The 21,337-nt window shown below is 61.2% G+C and carries 19 protein-coding genes and 1 pseudogene; 12 read left to right on the plus strand and 8 right to left on the minus strand.

Annotated elements, in window-relative coordinates:
• The first annotated feature begins 241 nt into the window (after positions 1–241).
• A protein-coding gene (locus tag HB777_10165) for an IS5 family transposase (GenBank protein QND64235.1) occupies positions 242–993 on the plus strand; the annotation gives its coding sequence in 2 pieces (ribosomal slippage) (positions 242–572 and positions 572–993; 753 coding nt in all).
• A gap of 114 nt (positions 994–1,107) precedes the next feature.
• On the opposite strand, the gene HB777_10170 is transcribed toward HB777_10165, so the two are convergent.
• Together HB777_10170 and HB777_10175 are read right to left on the minus strand one after the other, a co-directional pair.
• Positions 1,108–2,109 carry a LacI family transcriptional regulator gene (locus HB777_10170; GenBank protein ID QND64236.1) on the minus strand — a complete coding sequence of 334 codons (1,002 nt, stop codon included), beginning with the start codon at positions 2,107–2,109 and terminating at the stop codon, positions 1,108–1,110.
• A 40-nt stretch (positions 2,110–2,149) separates the two neighbouring features.
• Positions 2,150–3,034 (minus strand): alpha/beta hydrolase, encoded by an 885-nt coding sequence (locus HB777_10175; protein QND64237.1) that lies wholly within the window; start codon positions 3,032–3,034, stop codon positions 2,150–2,152.
• A gap of 228 nt (positions 3,035–3,262) precedes the next feature.
• On the opposite strand from HB777_10175, the gene HB777_10180 reads away from it, so the two are divergent.
• From HB777_10180 to HB777_10210, 7 genes are read left to right on the plus strand one after another with little or no spacing between them, the layout of a single operon-like run.
• Entirely contained in the window at positions 3,263–4,015 is a 753-nt protein-coding gene (locus tag HB777_10180; protein ID QND64238.1) for a cytoplasmic protein, read from the plus strand.
• Between the two features lie 8 nt (positions 4,016–4,023).
• On the plus strand, positions 4,024–5,031 hold the full coding sequence (locus HB777_10185; protein QND64239.1) for a pyrimidine-specific ribonucleoside hydrolase RihA: 1,008 nt from the start codon (positions 4,024–4,026) through the stop codon (positions 5,029–5,031).
• The gene (locus tag HB777_10190; GenBank protein ID QND64240.1) at positions 5,031–6,044 is read left to right on the plus strand and encodes a BMP family ABC transporter substrate-binding protein; all 1,014 of its coding nucleotides are present in this window, start codon (positions 5,031–5,033) and stop codon (positions 6,042–6,044) included. Before HB777_10185 ends, HB777_10190 begins: the two co-directional genes overlap by 1 nt.
• 59 nt (positions 6,045–6,103) lie before the next feature.
• Positions 6,104–7,642: an ABC transporter ATP-binding protein gene (locus tag HB777_10195; GenBank protein QND64241.1), complete on the plus strand. Its 1,539-nt coding sequence runs from the start codon at positions 6,104–6,106 to the stop codon at positions 7,640–7,642.
• Complete coding sequence (locus HB777_10200) at positions 7,642–8,667, plus strand: ABC transporter permease (GenBank protein QND64242.1); 1,026 nt, start codon at positions 7,642–7,644, stop codon at positions 8,665–8,667. Before HB777_10195 ends, HB777_10200 begins: the two co-directional genes overlap by 1 nt.
• A 4-nt stretch (positions 8,668–8,671) precedes the next feature.
• Positions 8,672–9,625, plus strand: a complete 954-nt coding sequence (locus tag HB777_10205) for an ABC transporter permease (GenBank protein QND64243.1) — start codon at positions 8,672–8,674, stop codon at positions 9,623–9,625.
• A gap of 23 nt (positions 9,626–9,648) precedes the next feature.
• On the plus strand, positions 9,649–10,575 hold the full coding sequence (locus HB777_10210; protein ID QND64244.1) for an acetamidase: 927 nt from the start codon (positions 9,649–9,651) through the stop codon (positions 10,573–10,575).
• A gap of 203 nt (positions 10,576–10,778) precedes the next feature.
• Here the strand turns inward: HB777_10210 and HB777_10215 are convergent, their stop codons facing one another.
• The 5 genes from HB777_10215 to HB777_10235 form a co-directional block, all read right to left on the minus strand.
• The gene (locus tag HB777_10215) at positions 10,779–11,588 is read right to left on the minus strand and encodes a hypothetical protein (protein QND64245.1); all 810 of its coding nucleotides are present in this window, start codon (positions 11,586–11,588) and stop codon (positions 10,779–10,781) included.
• Positions 11,588–12,457, minus strand: coding sequence for an ABC transporter permease (locus HB777_10220; GenBank protein ID QND64246.1), 870 nt, complete (start codon positions 12,455–12,457; stop codon positions 11,588–11,590). Before HB777_10220 ends, HB777_10215 begins: the two co-directional genes overlap by 1 nt.
• Positions 12,458–12,460: 3 nt before the next feature.
• Complete coding sequence (locus tag HB777_10225; protein QND64247.1) at positions 12,461–13,552, minus strand: ABC transporter ATP-binding protein; 1,092 nt, start codon at positions 13,550–13,552, stop codon at positions 12,461–12,463.
• A gap of 93 nt (positions 13,553–13,645) precedes the next feature.
• Complete coding sequence (locus tag HB777_10230; GenBank protein ID QND64248.1) at positions 13,646–14,731, minus strand: extracellular solute-binding protein; 1,086 nt, start codon at positions 14,729–14,731, stop codon at positions 13,646–13,648.
• A 160-nt stretch (positions 14,732–14,891) separates the two neighbouring features.
• Positions 14,892–16,223: an aspartate aminotransferase family protein gene (locus tag HB777_10235; GenBank protein QND64249.1), complete on the minus strand. Its 1,332-nt coding sequence runs from the start codon at positions 16,221–16,223 to the stop codon at positions 14,892–14,894.
• An 83-nt stretch (positions 16,224–16,306) separates the two neighbouring features.
• On the opposite strand from HB777_10235, the gene HB777_10240 reads away from it, so the two are divergent.
• Entirely contained in the window at positions 16,307–17,197 is an 891-nt protein-coding gene (locus HB777_10240; GenBank protein ID QND64250.1) for a LysR family transcriptional regulator, read from the plus strand.
• 156 nt (positions 17,198–17,353) lie between these two features.
• On the opposite strand, the gene radC is transcribed toward HB777_10240, so the two are convergent.
• Positions 17,354–18,112, minus strand: a complete 759-nt coding sequence (radC, locus tag HB777_10245; GenBank protein QND64251.1) for a DNA repair protein RadC — start codon at positions 18,110–18,112, stop codon at positions 17,354–17,356.
• A 253-nt stretch (positions 18,113–18,365) separates the two neighbouring features.
• On the opposite strand from radC, the gene HB777_10250 reads away from it, so the two are divergent.
• The 3 genes and pseudogenes from HB777_10250 to HB777_10260 all read left to right on the plus strand — a co-directional run bounded on the left by HB777_10250 (position 18,366) and on the right by HB777_10260 (position 21,328).
• On the plus strand, positions 18,366–19,223 hold the full coding sequence (locus HB777_10250; GenBank protein QND64252.1) for a MipA/OmpV family protein: 858 nt from the start codon (positions 18,366–18,368) through the stop codon (positions 19,221–19,223).
• A gap of 17 nt (positions 19,224–19,240) precedes the next feature.
• Positions 19,241–20,008, plus strand: coding sequence for a response regulator transcription factor (locus tag HB777_10255; protein QND68726.1), 768 nt, complete (start codon positions 19,241–19,243; stop codon positions 20,006–20,008).
• Positions 20,005–21,328: pseudogene (locus tag HB777_10260) on the plus strand (HAMP domain-containing histidine kinase). Before HB777_10255 ends, HB777_10260 begins: the two are co-directional and overlap by 4 nt.
• The last annotated feature ends 9 nt before the right edge of the window (positions 21,329–21,337 follow it).

Below are 21,337 nucleotides of genomic sequence, written 5' to 3' on the forward strand. Positions count from 1 at the left end.
GTCATTCTTGGAATCTTACACCGGGTAAAAGCAGTTTTTGGGATCGTTCGTTCTGTGATTGAACAATTTTCAAATTTTCGGCAAAAGATTGTGCAGGCAAAATTTCTGCATCTTGTTTGATCGGCCGGCGTGATCGACGTTCGGGGCAGGGCCTGCTTTATCGCGTGCCACGGGCATGGCCGCCTAAGGCTTGTTGAGATTCGGGATTCCCCCTGAGCTTGGATTGTGATTCAAGCTTTGGATGGAACGACTTGTGTTGACGGACGCCCAATGGGCGAAGATGGAACCGCATTGTCTGGGTAAACCAGCCGATCCCGGACGAAGTGGTGGTGACAATCGCCGCTTCATCGAAGCGTTGCTTTGGATCGTGCGGACAGGAAGTCCGTGGCGCGACCTCCCAGCCTTCTTCGGGAGCTGGAACACGGTTTTCAAGCGATACCGCGATTGGGTCAAAGCCGATGTTTTCATTCGGCTTTTCGAGGCCTGCTCGGATGAGCCGGACATGGAATACGCCATGGTTGATGCTACCATCGTCAAGGTCCACCGCCATGGACAGGGCGCAAAAGGGGGACTCAAAGCCAGGCCATAGGCCGCTCCAAAGGCGGCATGACAACTAAAATCCTGGCACTCACCGATGCACTTGGCAATCTTGTGCGCTTTGTTCTTCTGCCCGGCCAGCGGTTCGACACGGTGGGTGTTGCACCGCTCATCAATGGTGTCTGTTTCGGCGGCTTGATCGCCGACAAAGCCTTCGACAGCAACACCATCATTGCCGACCTGAATGAGCGCGGCGCCAAGATCGTTATTTCACAGCACTCACGTCGTACTTTTCCCCTGCCGCTCGACAAGGAACTCTACAAATGGCGCCATCTGATCGAGAACTTCTTCTGCAAGCTCAAGGAATTCAAGCGTATCGCCATGCGCGCCGACAAAACCGATCAGAGCTTTGCAGCCTTCATCAATCTCGCAGCCGCCGTCATAAACTCACGCTGAATCTCAACAAGCCTTAGAGCGGTTTACCGTTTAACGGAAACGCCAAACCGCTCTATCCCGTTGATTTGACGCAATTCCGGACGGAAAACCGTTTCGCACTTTCCTGGAATTGCTCTAGTTGCGGGTTCCGCCACAGCTTTCCCGTATGATCAGCCTTGGCACGATGAATTCCATCCCAAATTTGACTTCGATGTTGCCTTCGACCAGGCCGATGAGATGTCTGGTGGCGCTGCTGCCCAGCTCTTCGGTTGGCTGGGCGACCGTCGTCAGGCGAGGGACGGTGTATTGTCCTTCCAGGATGTTGTCATAGGCGACGACGGCAAGGTCAGCTGGAGGTTTCAGCCCCAGATCCGCCGCGGCGCGTAAAATGCTGATCCCGGCCAGATCATAGGTGGCAAAGATGGCGCTCGGCCTTTCCGGCGCCGCCAATATGACACGGGCCAGTTCATAGGATGACTGGCGGTCGTACTCCTGACTGTGATGCAGGACCGGCTTGAGGCCCGCATCGACCATTGCATGCGCGTATCCTCGTGCGCGCTCGCTTGGCACTCGAACGGGGCCGCAAAGCGCTGCTATGTCGGTGTGGCCGAGCGAGAGAAGATGCCGCGTTGCGGTGACCGCGCCGGCAAAGCTGTCGGTCGCGAGCAGAAAGGCGTTCGGCGCATAGTTGAGGCGGCGATCGAGCAGGATGAAGGGAATGGCAATCTCCGAGAACAGGGCGGTCAATTCATCGGAGCTGCTGCCGCTGATCAGAAAGAGGCCATCGACCTGCCGGTCAAGAAAGGTGCGGACATAGCGCAGCTCACGATGCGCATCCTGCTCGCTGTTGCCGAGCACGAGCGTATATCCCGAGAGGTCGGCGCAGTTCTCGATCACCCGGGCCAGTTCGGCGTAGAATGGGTTTGAGATGTCGGGGACGATCAGGCCGAGGACGCGCGAGCGTTGCCCTCGCAAGGCCTGGGCGACGCGGTTCGGGCGATAGCCGAGCGCGGCGATGGCGTCGAGCACGCGCTGCCTTGTTTCGGCGGCGACGGGCCGGGGGCCGTCATTGACGACATAGCTTACGACGGCTGTCGAGGTTCCGGCGCGCCTTGCAACATCCGATCGGGTGACCATCACACCTGCCTTGCTCCCGGGAAACCGACTTTCCGTGTCCTCAGGCCCAGCATTCATGCATGTGTTTCACGATCTGCTTCAAGAAGGAACTTTCCTTGTCGGCAAAGGCACTGATGGCGGTGAAATGATCGCAGCCTTCCTGCGGAAGGGCCTCGGCCTTGTTGCCCATCGCCTGCCAGGCGGCGCAGAACTCCTGCGATTGCCGCCAGAATTCCGTGCTCTCGTTGGAACCCCAGCTGACGAGCAGCGGTATCCCATTGTGCGGCACGTGCAGTATCGGGCTGTTGCGCCTGATCTGCTGGCCGTTGAACTGTATCTTCGGCTGGATCCACGTGTACTGGAAGGGTTCGATGTCATAGAGGCCGCTGATCGGGCAGCCTCCCTTGATGACGTCCGCCGGCAGCCCGTAGTCGTTGGCCCAATCGGTCACCGCCATCATCGCGGTCAGATGGCCGCCGGCGGAGTTGCCGGTCACATAGATGCGGTTGCCGTCGGCGCCGAACGTGGCGGCGTTCTTGTAGGTCCAGGCGATCGCGGCCCGGCACTGCCGCACGATCTCGTCGACGGTGACCTTTGGGCAAACGTCGTAGTCGATGATGACGGTGGTGACGTCATTGCCGGTAAAGCCCTTGGCCACCCAGATGTAGTTCTCCTTTTTCAGGCGGCCGTCGAACCAGTAGCCGCCATGGATGAAGACCACGATCGGCGCGCCGGCCTTGTTGGCGGGATAGATATCGAGCTTCTCCATGCGGGTTGGCCCGTAGGGGACGTCGGGCGTGCGGTGGAGGGTTTTTCTCGCCGCTTCGGCCTCCGCAATGCGGCCGGCGATGATTTTCTCGAACGCCTTGGGGTCGTCTATCCTGAGCTCCGGCCTGTACTCCCAGTCGAGCTGTTCCTGCGTTTCGAACTGACGGTACAGCGGCATTCGAACACCCTTTCGCTCTCATCTGCGCACGCAGCGTGGCGCAGAGATCCCGTCGCGTCCAGCCTGTGGCAGGACACTCTTTTTGCGCCGGCACTTCGGCTAACCGTGCTTGCAAGACCAATTCTACTCGTGTAGATAGCATCTAAACGAGGCAATGTCGAGCATCTGGTCCGTCGCCCAGGTGCCACCAGCCTCCGATAAGCGACGCGACCAAGTCTGGAGAATGCGATGAATGGCAAGAGGATCCTGATCGTCGGCGAGACCTGGTTCACGACGGCGACGCACACCAAGGGGTTTGATTCCTTCACCACGACATCGTTCGGCGAGGGCTATTCCATCCTCAAGGCCGCGCTCGAGGCCGGCGGCTACCAGGTCGATGTCATCCAGAACCATGCCGCCCCCACGGATTTTCCCGACACCGTCGACGGGTTGCGGAAATACGCGACCGTGATCCTGAGCGACATCGGCGCCAACACGCTGCTGCTCGCGCCAAAAACCTGGCTGCACGCGCAGCGGTCGCCCAACAGGCTGGACGTGATCGCGGACTACGTGAAGGGCGGTGGCGGACTGATCATGGTCGGCGGCTATCTGACCTTCACCGGCATCGAGGCCAAGGGCTGCTGGAAGGATACGCCGGTCGAGACCTGTCTTCCCGTTCGCCTCATGGCGACGGACGACCGGCGCGAACATCCCGAAGGCGTTGTCGGCACAATCGTCCGCGATGCCCATCCTGTGCTCCATGGGGTGCAGGGGCCGCTGCCGGCCTTGCTCGGCTACAATCGCGTGACGCTGGCGCAAGGCGCGGAGCTGCTGGCGACGATCGGCGACGATCCGCTTCTGGCCTTGACCGAGCATGGCAAGGGCCGCACCGCTGCCTTCATGTCGGACTGCAGCCCGCATTGGTGTCCCGCCGAATTCACCAACTGGCCCGGCTACAAGGCCATGTGGTGCAATCTCGTCGCCTGGACAGGTCGCGGTTGACGGCGCCGATGCTTGACCTTCTGCACGACTGCGACCCCGGCAACGACGACGCACTCGCCATCCTGGCCGCGCTGGGGCATCCGGCCGTTCGGCTTCTGGCCGTAACCACAGGGGCCGGGCATCTTGCGAGCGACCGGACCGCGATCAATGCAGCAATTACCGTCGCAGCGGCTTATCCGCTGGTTGCGCCCGTCTGCGAAGGCTCGGTCGGGCCGCTGCTTCGCGAGCGCCTGATCGCCCGCATTCTCGATATGGAGAGCGCGCTCGACCCCGCTCGCGACGATCTGGGGCGCGTCGAACTGGACCCGCGGCATTCCGTCGACCGGATTGCAGCCGAGGCTGCCGCGCATCCCGGCCTGACGATCGTCACGACCGGACCGCTGACCAATCTTGCCCTTGCCTTGCGCCGCTACCCGCAGATCCAGCCGCTGATCGGCAGGATCGTCACGCTGAGCGGTGCGTGGGGTCTGGGGACGAAGACGGCGGCAGCCGAATGGAACATCCTGTGCGATCCCGAGGCGGCGGCGATCGTCTATGGCTCGGGCATTGCGTTGACCATGGTCCCGGTGGACGCCAGTGGCACCGTACCGATCACGAACGCGCTGATCGATCGCGTCGCGGCACTTGGCGCGCCCGCCGCGAAATTGGCCGCGGAATTGCTGGCGTCGCTGCGCGCAACGCACCGGCCGAATGTGCTCACGCCGGCCGAAGCGCCGCTGCATGATCCCTGCGCCGTGCTCGTGGCGGCGCAGCCGGGGATTGCGAGAACCGTCAGGGCCCGCGTCGACATCGAGACGGCGCCGGGACTGAACTATGGCCGTACCGTCGTCGATTTTCTCGGCAGGTCCGACAAACCCGCCAACTGCGACGTGGTGATCGAGTTCGACGTCGCGGCCACGCAGGAGGCTCTTTTGGCGTCGATCGCGTCGATCGCGGCACTCCAACTCGGCGATGTCGAAGCAAGCAAGGCAATTCCAGCAGCACATCAAACGATACAACAACAGGGAACACGATGATGATGAGAATCCTTTCGAAGTTACTGGCCGGCGTCGCCGGCGGATTGCTGTCCGTCGCGATCATGGCGGGCGTGGCCAACGCGGCAGACAAGCTCAGCGCCGTCTATGTGATGAGCGACAATCTGGGCGACATGGGTTTCAACGACAATGCCGCAACCGGCTTTGCGCGTGCGGAGGCTGACGGCGTGCGCACGCGTCTGCTGCAGGCCTCGCCGAGCGATCCGCAATTGTGGCGCCAGAATCTCGAGGCGGTCTCCAATTCCGGTGAATGGAACATCATCTTCACCGGGCCGAACATGCACGACAATCTGGCGGCGGTCGCACCGCAGCATCCCGAACAGAAATATGTCTTCTTCGACGATCAACTGGATTTGCCGAACGTTCTTTCGGTGAAATACGCGCAGAACGAGGGATCCTATCTCGCCGGAGCGCTCGCGGCGATCGCGGCGACGGACAAGGCGGAGTTCCCGCTTTCCTCCGGTGAGCCGAAGATCGCGGTGGTCGCCGGCATGGATCTGCCGGTCATCCAGGACTTCATCGTCGGCTTCAAGCAGGGCGCCAAGACGGTGGTGCCGAACATCGAAGTCCAGGTGATCTTCATCGGCAATTTCAACGATGCCCAGAAGGCCTACGACCTCACCAAGACCGCCATCGAGAATGGCGCCAATGTCGTCTACAACGTCGCCGGTCCCGCGGGCCTCGGCATCTTGAAGGGTGCGGCGGACGCCAAGAAATATGCGATCGGCGTCGATTCCGACCAGAACGGACTGCACCCCGACAACGTCCTTGCCTCGATGCTGAAGCAGATCGGCAACTCGATCTACGACTCGATCGGGCAGGTCCGCGACGGCAAGGCCGAGTTCGGCAAGCTCAAGATCTACGGCCTCGCCAACAACGGCGTCGGCCTGGTCTACAACGATGCCCTGGTGCCGGCCTCGGTAAAGGCGAAGATCGACGAGGCGAAGGCAAAAGTCGTCAGCGGCGCGCTTAAGGTCGAGACGGCCTTCAAGTAGACTTGAAAGCAGACGGGCGGGTTCGGTCCCGCCCGTCATCTTGTTGGTGGATTTGTGCCATGACCGGCTCGGATGAAATCCTGCACCTTTCGGGGATCGCCAAGACGTTTGGCGAGAAGGTGGCGTTGCGGGATGTCGAGCTGAGCGTCCGGCGCGGCGAAGTCCATGTCATCTGTGGTGAGAATGGCGCGGGCAAATCCACCTTGATGAACATTTTGGCCGGCATCCACCAGCCGAGCGCGGGTGTCATTCAACTCGACGGTCGCAAGGTCGAGATCGCCAGTCCGATCGCCGCCAGCCGGCTCGGCATCGGCATGGTCCACCAGCATTTTACCTTGGTCCCCTCGATGACGGTCGCGGAAAACATTTTCCTCGGCCGGCACGTCACCCGGCTGGCGATCTTCTCCGACCGGCGCGCCATGGTCGCGCGCGCCGCGGCGCTCATAGAGCGCTACAATTTCGGCCTAGACCCGCAGGCGCCGGTCCGCGACCTGTCTGTCGGACAGCGTCAGCGTGTCGAGATCCTGAAGGCGCTCGCCTTCGACGCGGAACTGCTGATCCTGGACGAGCCGACCGCGGTGCTGACGCCTCCGGAGGTCGACGAGCTGATCAACGTCATCGATGGGCTGCGTTCACGCGGCCGGACGATCCTCTTCATCACCCACAAGCTTCGTGAGGTGAAGGCGGTGTCGGACAGGGTGACGGTGCTGCGGCACGGCAAGACCATATCGACGCATCTGACGCGCGACGTCAGCGAGGCCGACATTGCTCGCGACATGGTCGGCCGCGATGTTTTTCTCGTCGGCCGCGCCGGTCAGTCGCGCAAGCGCGCCTTCGGCGCCACCAAGCTCAGGCTTCGCCATGTCGCGGTGGCCAACGCCGCCGGCAGGCGGCTGCTCGACGACATTTCACTCGAGGTCCGGGCTGGTGAGATCGTCGGCATTGCCGGTGTCGACGGCAACGGGCAAACCGAGCTGTCCGAAGTCATCGCCGGGTTCACCGATATCCAGGCTGGGTCGATCGAATTCGACGGCAGGGATGTCACCAGTGTCGGCGTGCCAGGCCGCCAGCAAGCCGGCCTCGGCTTCGTCCCCGAGGATCGCCTCGATCGTGGCCTCAGCGTCACCATGAGCGTCGGCGAGAATCTGGCCGCGACCAACTACAGGCTTGCCGGCCTGACCAGGCACGGGCTGGTGCGCACCGACAGGGTCGACACGTTCGCGGCAGGCAAGATCGCGGAGTTCGACATTCGAGGCGCGCAACCCTCGACGCCGGTCGGCAGCCTGTCAGGCGGCAACATGCAGAAAATCGTCATCGCACGGGAACTGAACCGCGATCCCGCGCTTCTGGTGGTCAGCCAGCCGACGCGAGGCCTCGATATCGGCGCCGCCGAATTCATCTACGAGCGCATCATGGCGGCCGCCGATCGCGGCCGCGCCGTGCTGCTGATATCGTCCGAACTGTCCGAGATCTTCGCGCTCTCCGACAGGATCGGCGTGATGTATTCAGGCAAGCTCTTGCGGGTCCTGGAGCGCGACGATGCCGATGAAGTGACGGTCGGTGCGCTGATGAACGGTTCGCTCGGGACGGTCAACTGATGCGCCGCGCCGTCATCGACCTGCTGAAAGCCATCCGCGCGCCGGTCGCTGCGATCGCGCTGACGCTCGTCATCGGCTTCGTGCTGGTTGCCGCCATCACCGACGAACCGGTCCGCGCCTATCGCGACCTGCTTCTGGCCAATTTCGATTCGCTTGGCAATTTCGCTTTGTTCCTCAACCGCGCAACGCCGTTGACGCTGATCGCACTCGGCGTGATCTTTTCGTTCCGGGCCGGCGTCTTCAACGTCGGCGGCGAAGGCCAACTTTACGCCGGCGCAATCGCAGCGACCGTAATCGGGGTCTCCCTGTCCAGCCTTCCGGCGGTTGTGTTGTTTCCGCTGGTGGTCGTGGGCGGCATCCTGGCCGGCGCGTTTCTCGGCTGGATTCCCGCGGTGCTGAAGGTCAGGCTTGCCGTCGACGAAGTCGTCACGACGCTGATGCTGAACATCATTGTGCTGTTGTTCACCTCCTATCTCGCCAATCAGGTCATCCGCGATCCGACCAGCTACGGCGCCGTAAGCGCCTTGCTGCCGCAAAAGATATGGCTTCCGGCGTTTCCCGGCGTGCCGGGCGCCACCAGCGGCATCATCGTCGCAGCCCTGCTGGCGGTGCTGAGCTGGGTGGCATTGTTCAGGACGGAATGGGGCGCGCAACTGCGTGCATCAGGCACCAATCTGCGCTTTGCCACGACCATCGGCGTTCCTGCCGACAAGCGCATCGTCATGGCCATGCTGCTGGCCGGCGGGTTCGGCGGTTTGGCGGGTACGCTCTACGTGCTGGGGATCGGCCATCGCTTCGAGCAGAATTTTTCTCCCAACTACGGGCTGGTTGGTCTCACATGCGCGTTGCTCGCGCGCATCCACCCGATTGGCGCGCTGGCGACGGCCTTGTTCTATGCCATGATCATCAACGGCGCCGCCTACATGCAGATCTCCACCGACGTGCCGCGTTCGCTGGTCAATCTCCTCACCGGCCTTCTCGTGCTGTTGATGACGGCGCGGCTCAGCGCCCGTGCACGGGGCTGAGCGGATGGCATACGTCTCCTTTCTCGCTTCGGTGCTCGAACAATCCTCGCCGATCGTGCTGGCGGCCCTGGCGGCGATGATCACGCTGCGGGCCAACATCCTCAACGTCGCCGTCGAGGGGATGATGCTGGTGGCCGCGTTCACGGCCATTGCCGTCGGCAACGCGTCCGGAAGTGCAGCGCTCGCGCTCTTGTGCGCGCTGGTTGCGTCGATCCTCATGTCACAGCTTCTGGCGCTGATGACCTTGCGGTTTTCCGCGGATTTCATTGTTGCCGGCCTCGGCATCAACCTTCTGGCTGCCGGCGGCAGCCTGTTTGCGCTGGAATGGTTCTATCGAAGCCCGGGTGGCCTGCGTCCGATTACCTTTCCCGATCTCTGGCACATTCCGGCCGGCACGCTTTCCTATGTGCCGGTGCTCGGTCCGGCGCTGGAGGGGCAGAGTGTCATCGTCGTCCTGGCGTTCCTGGCCGTACCGGCATGTTCCATCTTCCTCTACAAGACGCCGATCGGCGCTTATCTGCGCGCCTCGGGCGAGGATGAACATGCGGCACGCTCCGCCGGCATCGACGTTGCGCGCATGAAGGCGCTGGCGCTTGCCATCAGCGGCCTCCTGGCCGGTCTGGCAGGCGCGCAGATTTCGATGGACAAGCTGCACTTCTTCCTCCCGGAAATGACCAGCGGTCGCGGCTTCATCGGTCTTGCCGCGACTCTGTTCAGCGGCGGCTTGCCCTGGACAACGGCTGCGGCGGCGGTGCTGTTCGGCTTCTTCGGGGCTTTGGGCGACCGCCTCCAGGCGCTCGCCATCCCTTCGCAATTCGTTCTGATGCTGCCCTATCTCGCGGCCATTCTCGGGCTGACGTTCGCGCGCTGGCGGCTTCATATCCGTAACCGCCCGGCCAGGATTCTCGAACCAGCGCCGGCAAGCGGGTCATCCGACCCGCAACGTCCAAAATTGTGACTATCACACAAGGCGGCCAACATATGCAGCGAGAAGACGAGTTCGTGTTTCATTTCGGCGGCCATGCACCTCGCAGGACCGTGCGCCCCGGGGAGGTCTTCACCGTTTACACGGAGGACTGCTTTTCCGGCAGGTTGACCGATGTCGACGGCCGACCGCGCGAGGTTGCACCGTACCCGAAGGTCAATCCACTGACCGGGCCGATTGCCGTCGACGGCGTTGTCGCCGGAGACATTCTCGCCATCCGCCTGATAGCGTTGGAGCCCGCCCGCGACTGGGGCGTCGCGACGATCTCGCCGGATTTCGGGCTGCTCTCGGGCACGCGTGCCAATCCAAACCTTCAGCAGCCGCAGGATGAACGTGTCTGGATCTGGAGGTTCGACGCCGACCGGACCTCGCTTGTCACGCCAACGCGTTCCGGCGCCCGGCTGCAAGTCCCTTTCCAGCCATTTCATGGAACGCTGGGGGTCGCGCCGGCGCATGGCGAAGTCCGTCTCGGCGTCGTCCCGGGTGACTTCGGCGGCAATCTCGACATTCCCGATCTCGGGCCGGGCGCCACGCTCTATCTTCGCGCCAATGTCGATGGCGGCCATGTCTATATCGGCGACGGACACTACGCCCAGGGCGACGGCGAGATCGCGGGCACCGCGATCGAAGGCGCCTTCAACACGACACTTTCAATCGAGCGGCTGGCGCCCGAAGACGGTTTCGATTGGCCGCGGCTGGAAACCGCCAGCCATATCGGCGTCATCGGCTGTGCACGACCAGTCGAAGACGCCGTCCGGATCGCCGCATCCGGCCTGGTCCGGTGGGTGGCGCGGCGGACAAGACTGGATCTGATGGACGCGCACCAGCTCGTCAGCCAGTGCTGCAAATTGCGCGTCGGAAATCTGGTCAACCCGTCGTTCAGCGTCCTGTGTTCGATGCCAAAGAGCGCGTTGCCCATCTGAAGATACTTCAGGCGGTTCGGCTGTTGTCATCGCGTGGCCAGCGTCCCCGCCGAACGGCTTCTCTGCCATTTGGCGGAGGCACCGCCTAACAAGATGCAACGCGATGTCCAATCCGCTAGCGACAAGACGAATGCCAGATCAGGCTACCGAAAGTTCCGGCAGAGCGGGCCCCCGAATTTCGTGGGCGCCACAAGCCTGACATGTCACTCGGCCTGCTGTTTTCTGTCCGACCGGGCGACGAGATAAAGCACCGCGATCGCGGCAAACACCAGAATGTTGATGATCGACGAAAGCGCATAGAGTTCCGGCTTGACGCCGTAGCGCAGTGCGCCCCAGGCGACCGACGGCATGGTAGGCGTGGCGCCGAGCAAATAGAACGAGATGTCCAGGCCATTGAGCGACAGCACGAAGGCTACGATCAGGCTGCCCAATATGCCCGACCAGGTCAGCGGCAGCATCACCTCGTAGAAGGCGCGTGCCGGCGAAGCGCCGCAGACCACGGCTGCCTCGTTCATGCGCCAATCGTAGCGGTAGAGCAGGGCGGCCATGATCAGGAAACAGAACGAAAAGCAATGCACCGAATTGGCGATGATGGCGGTGACCATGTTGCCCTGCAGTTCGAAGACCAGATAGTAGAGCGACATGGACGAGATGCCGAGCAGGATCTCGGATACGAACAAAGGACCCGCGAAGAAGGCCGCGTAGAGAAGCGCTTTACGACCGCCGAATCGCAACACCCCTACCGTCGCCAGGAAGCCCAGGACGGTCGATAGGATCGACGTGCAGGTCGCGATGATCAGACTGTTCAGGAATGCGTCCTGGTATACCGTATTGGTGTAGAGCCTGATGTAGCTCCCGTAGTTGAATTCCGGAGGATAGGGAAAGTTCGGCCGCGTCGACAACGAGGCGAACAGAATGTGGACGATCGGCATGTAGAGGAACGCATAGGCTATCACCAGGATCGCGCCCATCAGCCACTTCGTCAGCCTTTCATTGCTTGCCTGTGCATACATCACTGTCGTCCCATTCCGGTGAAGCCTGTGCGGCGCAGGTCGATTCCGAGGCTGAACACACCGAGCACAAGCATCGAAAACAAGAAGAGCACGACACCCATGGCGGCGCCGAGCGCCCATGTGCCGGACTCGCCGAACTGCTGCGCGATCGACATGCCATAAAGAACGCCGTTTGGACCGCCGAGGAAGCGAGGCGCCAGCGCGGCCGACAGCGTCGGGATGAAGCAGAGGAGGAAGCCGACGATCGTGCCTGACAGATTGAGGGGCCAGACGATCTCCGAAAATATCCGGAAACGGTTGGCGCCGCAGGCGCTTGCAGCACTCGCCAACCGGAAGTCGAAATTCAAGAGCGACAGATAGATCGTCGTCACCACCATGGGCAGGTAGAGATAGACCAATGCGATGAAGGTGGCCGAATTCGAATACATGATAAAGCGCAGCGGTGCGGCCCCTAGCTTCAAAAGCACCCCGTTGACCAAGCCGGTCGGCCCCAACATGCCTTGCAAGGCGATAAGGCGCAGCACTTCGCCAGAGAGGAACGGCACGGCAAGCAACAGCGAAAGGATCAGCTTGTAGCGACCCCCGTAGCGCACGATGAAGAAGGCGATCGGCCAGGAGACGACGACCGAGAATACTGAAACGAAGATCGCCATGAACAGCGAACGTATGAAGAAAATGAAATAAGCTGGCTCGGTCGCGAGCGTCACATAGTTCATCGCCGTCCATTCTCGGACGATTTTGTAGTTCTCGGTTTGCCAGAAGCTCAAAACGACCAGTGCGATCAAGGGCAGGACGAAGAAGATGACCAGGAAGACAGTTGGTATGTGCAGGAACAGGCGCCTGTTAAGCCTATTTTCGGCCTCGGACATCATTCACCTCCCTGCCGGAAATACGTGGCACTGTGAGGGGTTCCACGACAGCGAAAGCTTGGTTCCGAGTGCCAGAGGTTCCTCTCGCTTGGGCTGCACGGCGATAATGCGCTCGTCGGCCTCGGTTTCGAGGATGTATTCCACGAAGGGTCCTCTCAGCACCACGTCGGCGACAGTGCAGGGAATGCCGGCACCCCCCGATCTTGATGGCAACAGTTCGAAGCGCTCGTTCTTGACGAAGACCTCGACGCGGGCGTTGCCCTTGCGCTCGGCAACCTCTTCATAAGGGAAAGAATAGTTGTAACGCTGCAGATCGACCCTCTTGGAGGTTGCATCGAACGCCCCGTCAAAGCGTGTCGACTTGCCAACGAAGCGCGCGACGAAAGGCGTCGGCGGATGGTCGTAGATCAACTGCCGTTCGCCGAGGGCTTCGAGCTTGCCACCGTTGATCACGGCGACGCGGTCGCTCATCGACAGCGCTTCCTCCTGATTGTGGGTCACATAGACGAAAGGGATGCCGAGTTGCTTTTGATAGCGGCGGATTTCCACTTCCATTTCGTTGCGCAATTCACGATCGAGATTGGCGAGCGGCTCATCGAGCAGCAAGAGAGTGGGGTGGGTGACCAATCCACGGCCGAGCGCGACGCGCTGCTGCTGGCCGCCGGACAGTTGATTGGGGTATCTGTCCATCAGTCCGTTGAGCGACAATATGGACTCGGCCCAGTCGAGGCGCTCGAGGATCATTTTCGGCGGCTGGTTGGTCATCCGCAGCGGGAAGGCCAGATTTTCGCGAACCGTGCGATGCGGAAACAACAGGAATTCCTGAAACACCATCCCGATGCCGCGCTTGTGCGGCGGCAGGTCGGTGACGTCGGCGCCGTCGAAGAAAATGCGACCCGCGGTGGGCCGGTCAAGTCCCGCAATCAGCCTGAGCAGGGTGCTTTTGCCTGAACCGCTGGGGCCGAGAATGGCGATGAACTCATGCTTGGCAATGTCGATGCTGAGATCGTGCAGCGCGCGGACCTGGCCGTATTGGCGCGAAATATTGGCAATCCGGATGTAGGGGGCCTCGGTGCCGTCTTGGCTCTGATTCATGTTGGAATACCTGACATTGAGGGCCGTGGTCCCTCCGGCAGGGCAAACGCCCCACCGGAGGATACCGTCATCGCTTGGGAGGTGACGGGCGAGTTAGGCTGCCTGGACGTTAGACCAAACTCGCTCCCATTTCTCGGGAGAGGATGGCTGATCGAACATGAAAAGATCCGCGATCTCGCTCGACCGGTCCATCAGATAGAGCTTGCGTTCTTCCTCGGTCGAGATCGCCCTGAGATCGATGGTGGTCGAGCAGCCGGCCACTTCGCCGATCCGCTTCATGATCTCCGATGAGATCATCCTGTCGATGAACTTGTTGCACAGGTCGAGCTTGGGGCCATCCTCGACACCGGACGTTACAAGCCACGTGTCGACCCAGCCCAGCCCGCCTTCCTTCATCTTGAGCGTATGGCGGAAATCCTGCTTCGGATTGGCGTCCTTGGCCGTCAGAAGTTGCCGGAATACCTGCGCGAACTCGGTCGCCGCCACCACGGCGCCGCTCTGCAGAAGCTGGAACAATGTCGGATTGTCCTGATAGCGGGTCAGAAGCAGTGCCTTCTGTTCGACCAGCAATTTCTTGACACCCTCAAGTTCCTCATCGGTCAGGACATATGGGTTGAAAGGCTTTCCGTCGGGGCGCGGTTTCTCACGCGAGCCCAAGCGATGCGTCACCAACAATGCCGCCAGGGCAATGTTTTCCTCGAAACGCGAGCTGGTGGACAACTGGCCCGATAAAGCGGGATCGAACATGCATTCAATCGTACCCGTCTTCTCCGGCGCGACGACCGCCGCGTTGTACGTGATGCCATAGGCGCCCCAGCAGAACGGATAGCCGATCTTGCTGCCGGATGCCGGGTCGGTCAGCACCTTGAATTTTTCGGCATGGAATTCCGGAAGGTAGTTTGCCGCGCTCGGCACCTGTGCGTAGTCGACACTGCGGATCAGTCCGTCTCGAAAATAGAGCTGCGGCCAGAAGCCGTCAGCCTGGACCAGATCGAATTCCTTGGCACCGCCGACGCGCAGTTTGTTGTAAGCTTCGGAATTGCCATCGAAGAAAGTGGCGACAAACTTGACGTTGTTCTCTTCCTCGAACTTCGAAACGACGTCGGGAAGGACATAGGCCTCCCACATCAGCGCCCGCACCGTCTGCTTTTGCGCCCAGGCGGGCCGGATGAACGGCATGCATAGCGCAGCGCCGGCACCGGCGGCCAGAACGGTCCGTCTGTTGATCTTTTTTCCTGCATGGTGATCCCCTTTTCGTTGTTAGTATCTGCGTACTAATTTCATGGTGTTGTGTACGTTGAGGCTCGATCCTCCCGATACTTCCGGCTTGTGGTGCCGGTTATGCGATTCCGTCGGCCTCGATCGAGCCGAGCACATCGTCGAGCACGTCGAGTGCGTGCGACATGTCTTCATGCGTGCAGTCCAGCGGCGGCTTCACCTTGATCAGGTTGCCGAGGCCGGCATAGCGGCTTTCGCCAAAGAGCACGCCCTTCTCGAGACCGCGCCGGTAGACTTCCGAGGCGGCCTTCATGGCCGGCTCCTTGCTGACCCGGTCCTTGACGAGTTCGAGCGAGACGAACAGGCCAGGGCCGCGGATATCGCCAATCAGCTTGCGGCGGTCCGCCATCTCGTGGAGACGCTGTGTCGCGAAGGCGCCGTGGTCGCGTGCCTTGCCGCACAGATCGTCGGCGATGATCGCGTCGATCGTGGCGACGGCCGCCGCCATCGCGACCGGAAACTGACCGAAGGTCAGCGCATCCTCGCCCGATTCGAAACCGGTCAGCCGCTCGCTCGCCAGGATGCCGGCCAACGGGAAACCGCCGCTGATGCCCTTGCCGAAGGTCATGATGTCGGGAACGATGCCGAAATAGTCGGCCGCGAACATCGCACCCGTGCGGCCAAAGCAACTCTGGATCTCGTCCCAGATCAGGATGATGTCGTTCCGGTCGCAAATGTCGCGCACGCCTCTCAGGAACGACAGCGGCAGATCGATATGGCCGCCATTGCCTGGGATCGGCTCCATCATGATGGCGACGACACCGCCATCGACACCCTTGTGGATCGTCTCTTCCAGCAGTCGCAGACAGAGTTTTGATTCCATCTCGACGTCCATGCCCAATCGCGGACGATAGGGATCCGGATGCGGCACACGGGTGAAGCGCGGCTGGATCGGCAGGAAAGGGTTGTTTGGATGCGGCCAACTCGCTGCCATCGTGGTCAGCGAACGGCCATGATAGGCGTCCTGCAGCACGATGATGTTGTGGCGACCAGGCTTGTTCTTGAACGCAAGCTTCATGGCCATTTCGACGGCCAGGCTGCCGTGCAGGCAATAGCCAACGCGATTCAAGTCGCCGGGCGAGATCTCGCGCAGCTTCGCGGTGAGCTTGAGCAGCGGGATCGTGTTGAAGTTCGGCCGGGCGTGGGTGATTTCGCGCAACTGGGCGATCGCCGCTTCCACCACACGTGGATCGTTGGCGCCGAGATTGTTCGACCACGCCTGGGAGGTGCAGTCGAGATATTGGCGGCCCTGGTCGTCCCAGACATGCGACCCCTTGGCGCGCACCAGCGTAATCTTTGCTTCGTCGCCTCCCAATGGATCGTGGATCAGCGATCGCTTACCGTGTTCCAAGATGTTCCTGGAATGAGACGTGTCTGTCTGGCTGATATTCATGGCTCACCTCAACCTATTGGGATGTGACCGATTATCGGCGTGGACCGCTTGACAACAAGGACGAATAGCTGAACGATTAATTCGTGACGCTTATGAATATCCAGGTCCGGCACATTCGCTCCTTCATCGCCGTCGCGAATGAGAGGAGCTTTGCGCGGGCTGCCGAAAAGCTGAGTGTTTCGCAGCCAGCCCTGTCGCAGACCATCATCCAATTGGAGGAGACCCTTGGCTTTCCAGTGTTCGAACGCACAACCCGTAGCGTCAGCCTGACGCCATCCGGCGAAAAACTGCTGATCGGGGCGCGGACGCTGAACCAGTCGCTTGAAGCATTTTATGTCGAGGCAAGGTCGCTGCAACTCGTGCTCAAGAACGAATTGCGTGTCGGCTATATGATCGGTACCGCGGTGCAGTTCATTCCAGCGATCATTCGAGAGTTTGAACGAATTCGTCCGGGAGCCACCTTGCATCTGCAGGAGTTTGATTTCTCGGATCCGACTGCCGGTTTGAGGGACGGCAAGGTCGATTGTGGCATCATCCGGCCACCGATCGATCTCGACGGCATCGATATTGTCGAAATCGCACGCGAGAAATGCGTCGCGTGCCTCCCAACGGGGCACCGCCTCAGTCGGCAGGAGACGGTTATGCTCGACGACATACTCGACGAGCCGATCGTCGCCGCGCCGGTGGCGGGTGTATGGCGCGACTACTGGCTGGCCAATGACTACCGCATCGATAGGCCGGCGAAAGTTGTGTTCGAGGCCGCCACTGTCGAATCCGAGCTTCAAGCGGTGGCCTCCGGCCGCGGCATAAGCATCACCGCCGACAGTACCGCGCAATACTACGCACGGCCGGGCGTGGTCTTCAGGCCGATCCTCGACATGCGCGAATGCGTCATCGCCATCGGCCACAGAGGCACGCCAAACAAGCTGGTCGCGGATTTCATTTCGGTTGTAAACCGCGTTTCCAAAGGCTGAAATATTCAATCGGGGCATTGTGGGGCACGTTCTGTCACTGGATGTGTTCGAACGCCCGGGTCGGTGGCGAAACAGAGTCTAGAGATGATCCAAACTGCCCGATACCGAGCGGGATTGTTATGCATCGAAGCGCGTCGATCCGAGAGACGACGCCCGTCAGATCAGCAACAATCCCTTCATACTTGCATGCCCCTTGCGCCCGATGATGATGTGGTCATGCACGGCAATGCCCAGCCGCTTGCCGGTCTCGATAATTTCCTTCGTCATCTCGATATCGGCTCGTGATGGCGTTGGGTCTCCTGACGGGTGATTGTGGGCCAGGATAATGGCGGTCGCCGAGAGTTCGAGCGCGCGCTTGATCACTTCTCGCGGATAGACCGGTGTGTGGTCGACCGTGCCCGTCTGCTGCACTTCGTCGGCAATCAGCGCGTTCTTCTTGTCGAGGAACAGGATGCGGAACTGCTCGCGCGCCTCGAAGGCCATGGCTGAGCGGCAATAGTCGAGAAGCTGTTGCCAGGACGAGAGGATCTCGCGGCCGTGGACCTCGCCGCGCGCCATGCGCTGCGCCGTCGCGGCGACGATCTTCAGGTCGAGCGCCACCGCCGGGCCGATGCCCTTGACCTCCTGCAGCAAGCCAAGAGGCGCGCCAAGAACTTCGGCCAGCGTGCCGAAGCGTGCCAGCAATGCCTTGGCCACCGGCTTGGTGTCGGCGCGGGGGATCAGGCGAAACAGCAGAAGTTCCAGCAATTCGTAGTCGGGCAGGGCATCCGGACCCGCCGAGGCAAAGCGCTCGCGCAGGCGGTCGCGATGGCCGAGATAATGCGGCTTTTCGTCTGCCGCCTTGGCTTTCGCCGCTGGCCGCATCGGCACTTCGGCGAAGAAACTCCGCTCGTCGTCGTCGCTGGTGTTCCCCATATGCCGCCCCTCCGATGCGAACATTAAAACCGTTCTGGGCTGGATTGAAAACCGTTCTGTTCTGCAAGCGTTGAGACGCCCGGCGCGGGTCTCATGCCGGCTTGTGTTGTCAACGTCGGGATTCTCTCGGACAGGCGCCAAGATGAGACCAAGATTGCGCAACAAAACTTAACATCACTTCACGCATGCAGCCACTTTCACCTGAAATAGTCAGAGCATCAGGGGCTCACGGCCTCGCTGTTCTGGAGCACGCATGTTCGCCAAGATCGATTCTGGACTGTTCGCCGGCCGGGCCTCTCTTGCGGCGATGGCAATCCTGTTTTCAACGCATTCGGGGGTCGTGCTGGCGGCCGACGCCATTGCCGTCGATACCGATGATTTCACCCCGCCGCCCGAGCCTTCCCGTTTCGGGCGCATCGAACAGAAACTGGCCGACTGGCATGTCGTGCTTGGTGGCGGCGCCATCATCGCCCCCAAATACGAGGGCAGCGACGAGTTCGAGATCATGCCGGTGCCTTTTGTCACGGCGACATTCCGCGACACGGTGACGATCGATCCGACGGGCGCCAACATCGCCGTCTATGACCAGGGGCCGTTCGCATTGAGTGCGCGGCTTGGCTATGAGATGGGCCGCAAGGAAGACGACTCCGATCATCTGCGCGGCTTGGGCGATGTCGACATGGGCGCAACAGTCGGCGCGAAGGCCGCGGTGAAGTTCGGCCCGGCTGAAATCTTCGCACAACTGGACAAGACCATCGGCGGCAGCGATGGCCTGTTGGGCACGGTCGGCATCGAGGTGACCCAGCCTCTGTCGCAATCGTTGATGATCGGCGCCAGCGCATCCGTCGTCTTTGCCGACGAGAATTACATGCAGGCCTATTTTGGCGTCACGCCGGAACAGGCGGCCCGCTCGGGGCTGGCGCGCTATGATGCCGGCGCCGGCTTGAAGCGCGCCGATTTTTCCGTCTCCGCCACATATATGCTCAACCAGAACTGGATGGTGCGTGGCCAGGCGGGGGTCGGCATTCTTGTGGGTGACGCCGCCGACAGCCCTGTTGTCGTCGACAAGATCCAGCCTTCCGGGATGCTTCTCGTCGGATACAGGTTTTAATGCCCACACCGCTAACAATGCAGGCCGCGGCAAACTCGAGCCGGAGCGATCTGGACGCCGGGTTCAAATCGGCGAGGCAAGGTTGGCGGATCCTCATTGTCGAAGACGATATCGAGATCGCGCGCATGCTGGGTGAGACGCTCACCGATAACGGCATGATCGTGGAAATCGCCGAGAGCGGCGTCCAGATGAATGCCGCGCTTCGCAACCAGAAATTCGATCTCATCGTGCTCGATGTCATGCTGCCGGGTGAAAACGGTCTCAACATCTGCCGCCGTCTTCGTGCGGGAACCAACATTCCGATCTTGATGCTGACCGCGCTTGGAGAAGAAATCGACCGTATCTTCGGACTGGAAATCGGCGCGGATGATTATGTGACGAAACCATTCAGCGCGCGCGAGCTGACGGCCCGGATACGGGCGTTGCTGCGCCGCACGGCCTATGCGCCCGACGAGCGGGACCGGTCGAAGGTGCTTCGCTTCAACGGCTGGCGCCTCGATCCCATCCGTCGGCAATTGCATGATCCGAGCAATGCCCGGGTTGCGACGACGACGCATGAATTCGACCTGCTGCTTGCTTTCTGCCGCAATGCGGGCCGAGTTCTCTCGCGCGAGGAACTTCTCAGCGTGACCCATGCCGGGCTTGCCGGACCGATCGAACGAAGCGTCGATGTGCATGTCAGCCGGATCCGCCAGAAGATCGAAAAGGACGCGCGCGATCCGGTGCTTCTCAGGACCGTTCGGCTGGGTGGCTATATCTTCACCGCGACGGTGGAGGAAGCATGAGGGGGTTCGTCCGCCGTTTCCTGCCCCAATCCGTGCGTGGGCAGTTTGCGGCAATCATTTTCATCGCGGTGATTGTGATCATGTCCGTCGGATCGGTCGTCGAGAGTTTCATAGAGAACGTCGACCTTCCCGCTGTGGAAGATAGCGCCAGGCGAGCGGCCGTTGTCGCTGCCTTGTTGCGCGAAACGCCAGCGGAAGTGCGTGGCGCAATTCTGGCGACGACTGCGCGAGCTGGTTTTGATTTCGAGGTGCTGCCCAAGGAGCAGATCCGCAGCATTCCCTATTCCTATTTGCAATGGCGAAGTATCGAATGGCTTTTCCGCATCGACAGGGGGGGCGGTTGATGGGCGCTGGATAAGGATCGGCGGCCGATACGCGTTTGTCATCGACCTCGACCGGCGGGACGTCCTGGCTCATTTCGGCATGCCCGATTCCTGGCTGACATCAGGCTTCGTCCGTGCCTCGTTCTACAGATTCATGGCTTTCGTCGCCTTGCCCGTCCTGATCTGGCTGTTTGCGGTGTGGGCCGTGACGGACCCGTTGAAGCGCATCTCGGCGGCAGTCGGTTCGGCCGAGATCGAGAATAGCGACCAGCTTTTTGTCGAACGCGGCTCCATTGAGATGGTCGGGCTGGCGCGTGCCCTGAACAGGATGAGAACGCGTATCCGGGCGATGATCGAAAACCGCACGCGCATGTTGCGCAGCGTCAGTCATGATCTGCGTACGCCTTTGACGCGGCTGCGGCTTCGCGCCGAGCGCATGGATGATGGCCCCGTTCGAACCGCGATCCTCTCCGATGTCCAGCACATCGAAGTCCTGATCGACGAGACCCTGACCTATCTGCGCAACGATGTTTCGACGGAGAAGCTGCAGCGCGCCGACATTGCCAGCGTTCTGCAAACCGTCTGCGCCGAATTCTCCGATGTCGGGTTTCCGGTGTCATATTCCGGGCCGGATCGGCTTCTGGGCTGGTGCAAGCCCAATGCACTGGCGCGCGCGATCGCCAATCTCTGCGACAACGGGGTCAAATTCGCCGGCAATGTCACGGTCGCGTTGACGGTGACGGACACAGCGGCACGCATCACGGTCGGCGACGACGGCCCGGGCATTCCGATGACGGCGCGCGCCCGCGTCTTCGAACCATTCTTCAAGGAAGACGCATCGCGCGGCATTGCATCGAAGCATGGCTTCGGCCTGGGTCTTTCGATCGTTGCCGACATCGTCCAGGGGCACGGCGGCAGGATCGAATTGCAGGACAACCAACCCAACGGACTGGTCGTCACCATCGACCTGCCGAATGGTCCAAGCGCCCAACCGTGATAGACGGTC

It is taken from the genome of Mesorhizobium loti (assembly GCA_014189435.1).
GTDB lineage: Bacteria > Pseudomonadota > Alphaproteobacteria > Rhizobiales > Rhizobiaceae > Mesorhizobium > Mesorhizobium loti_G.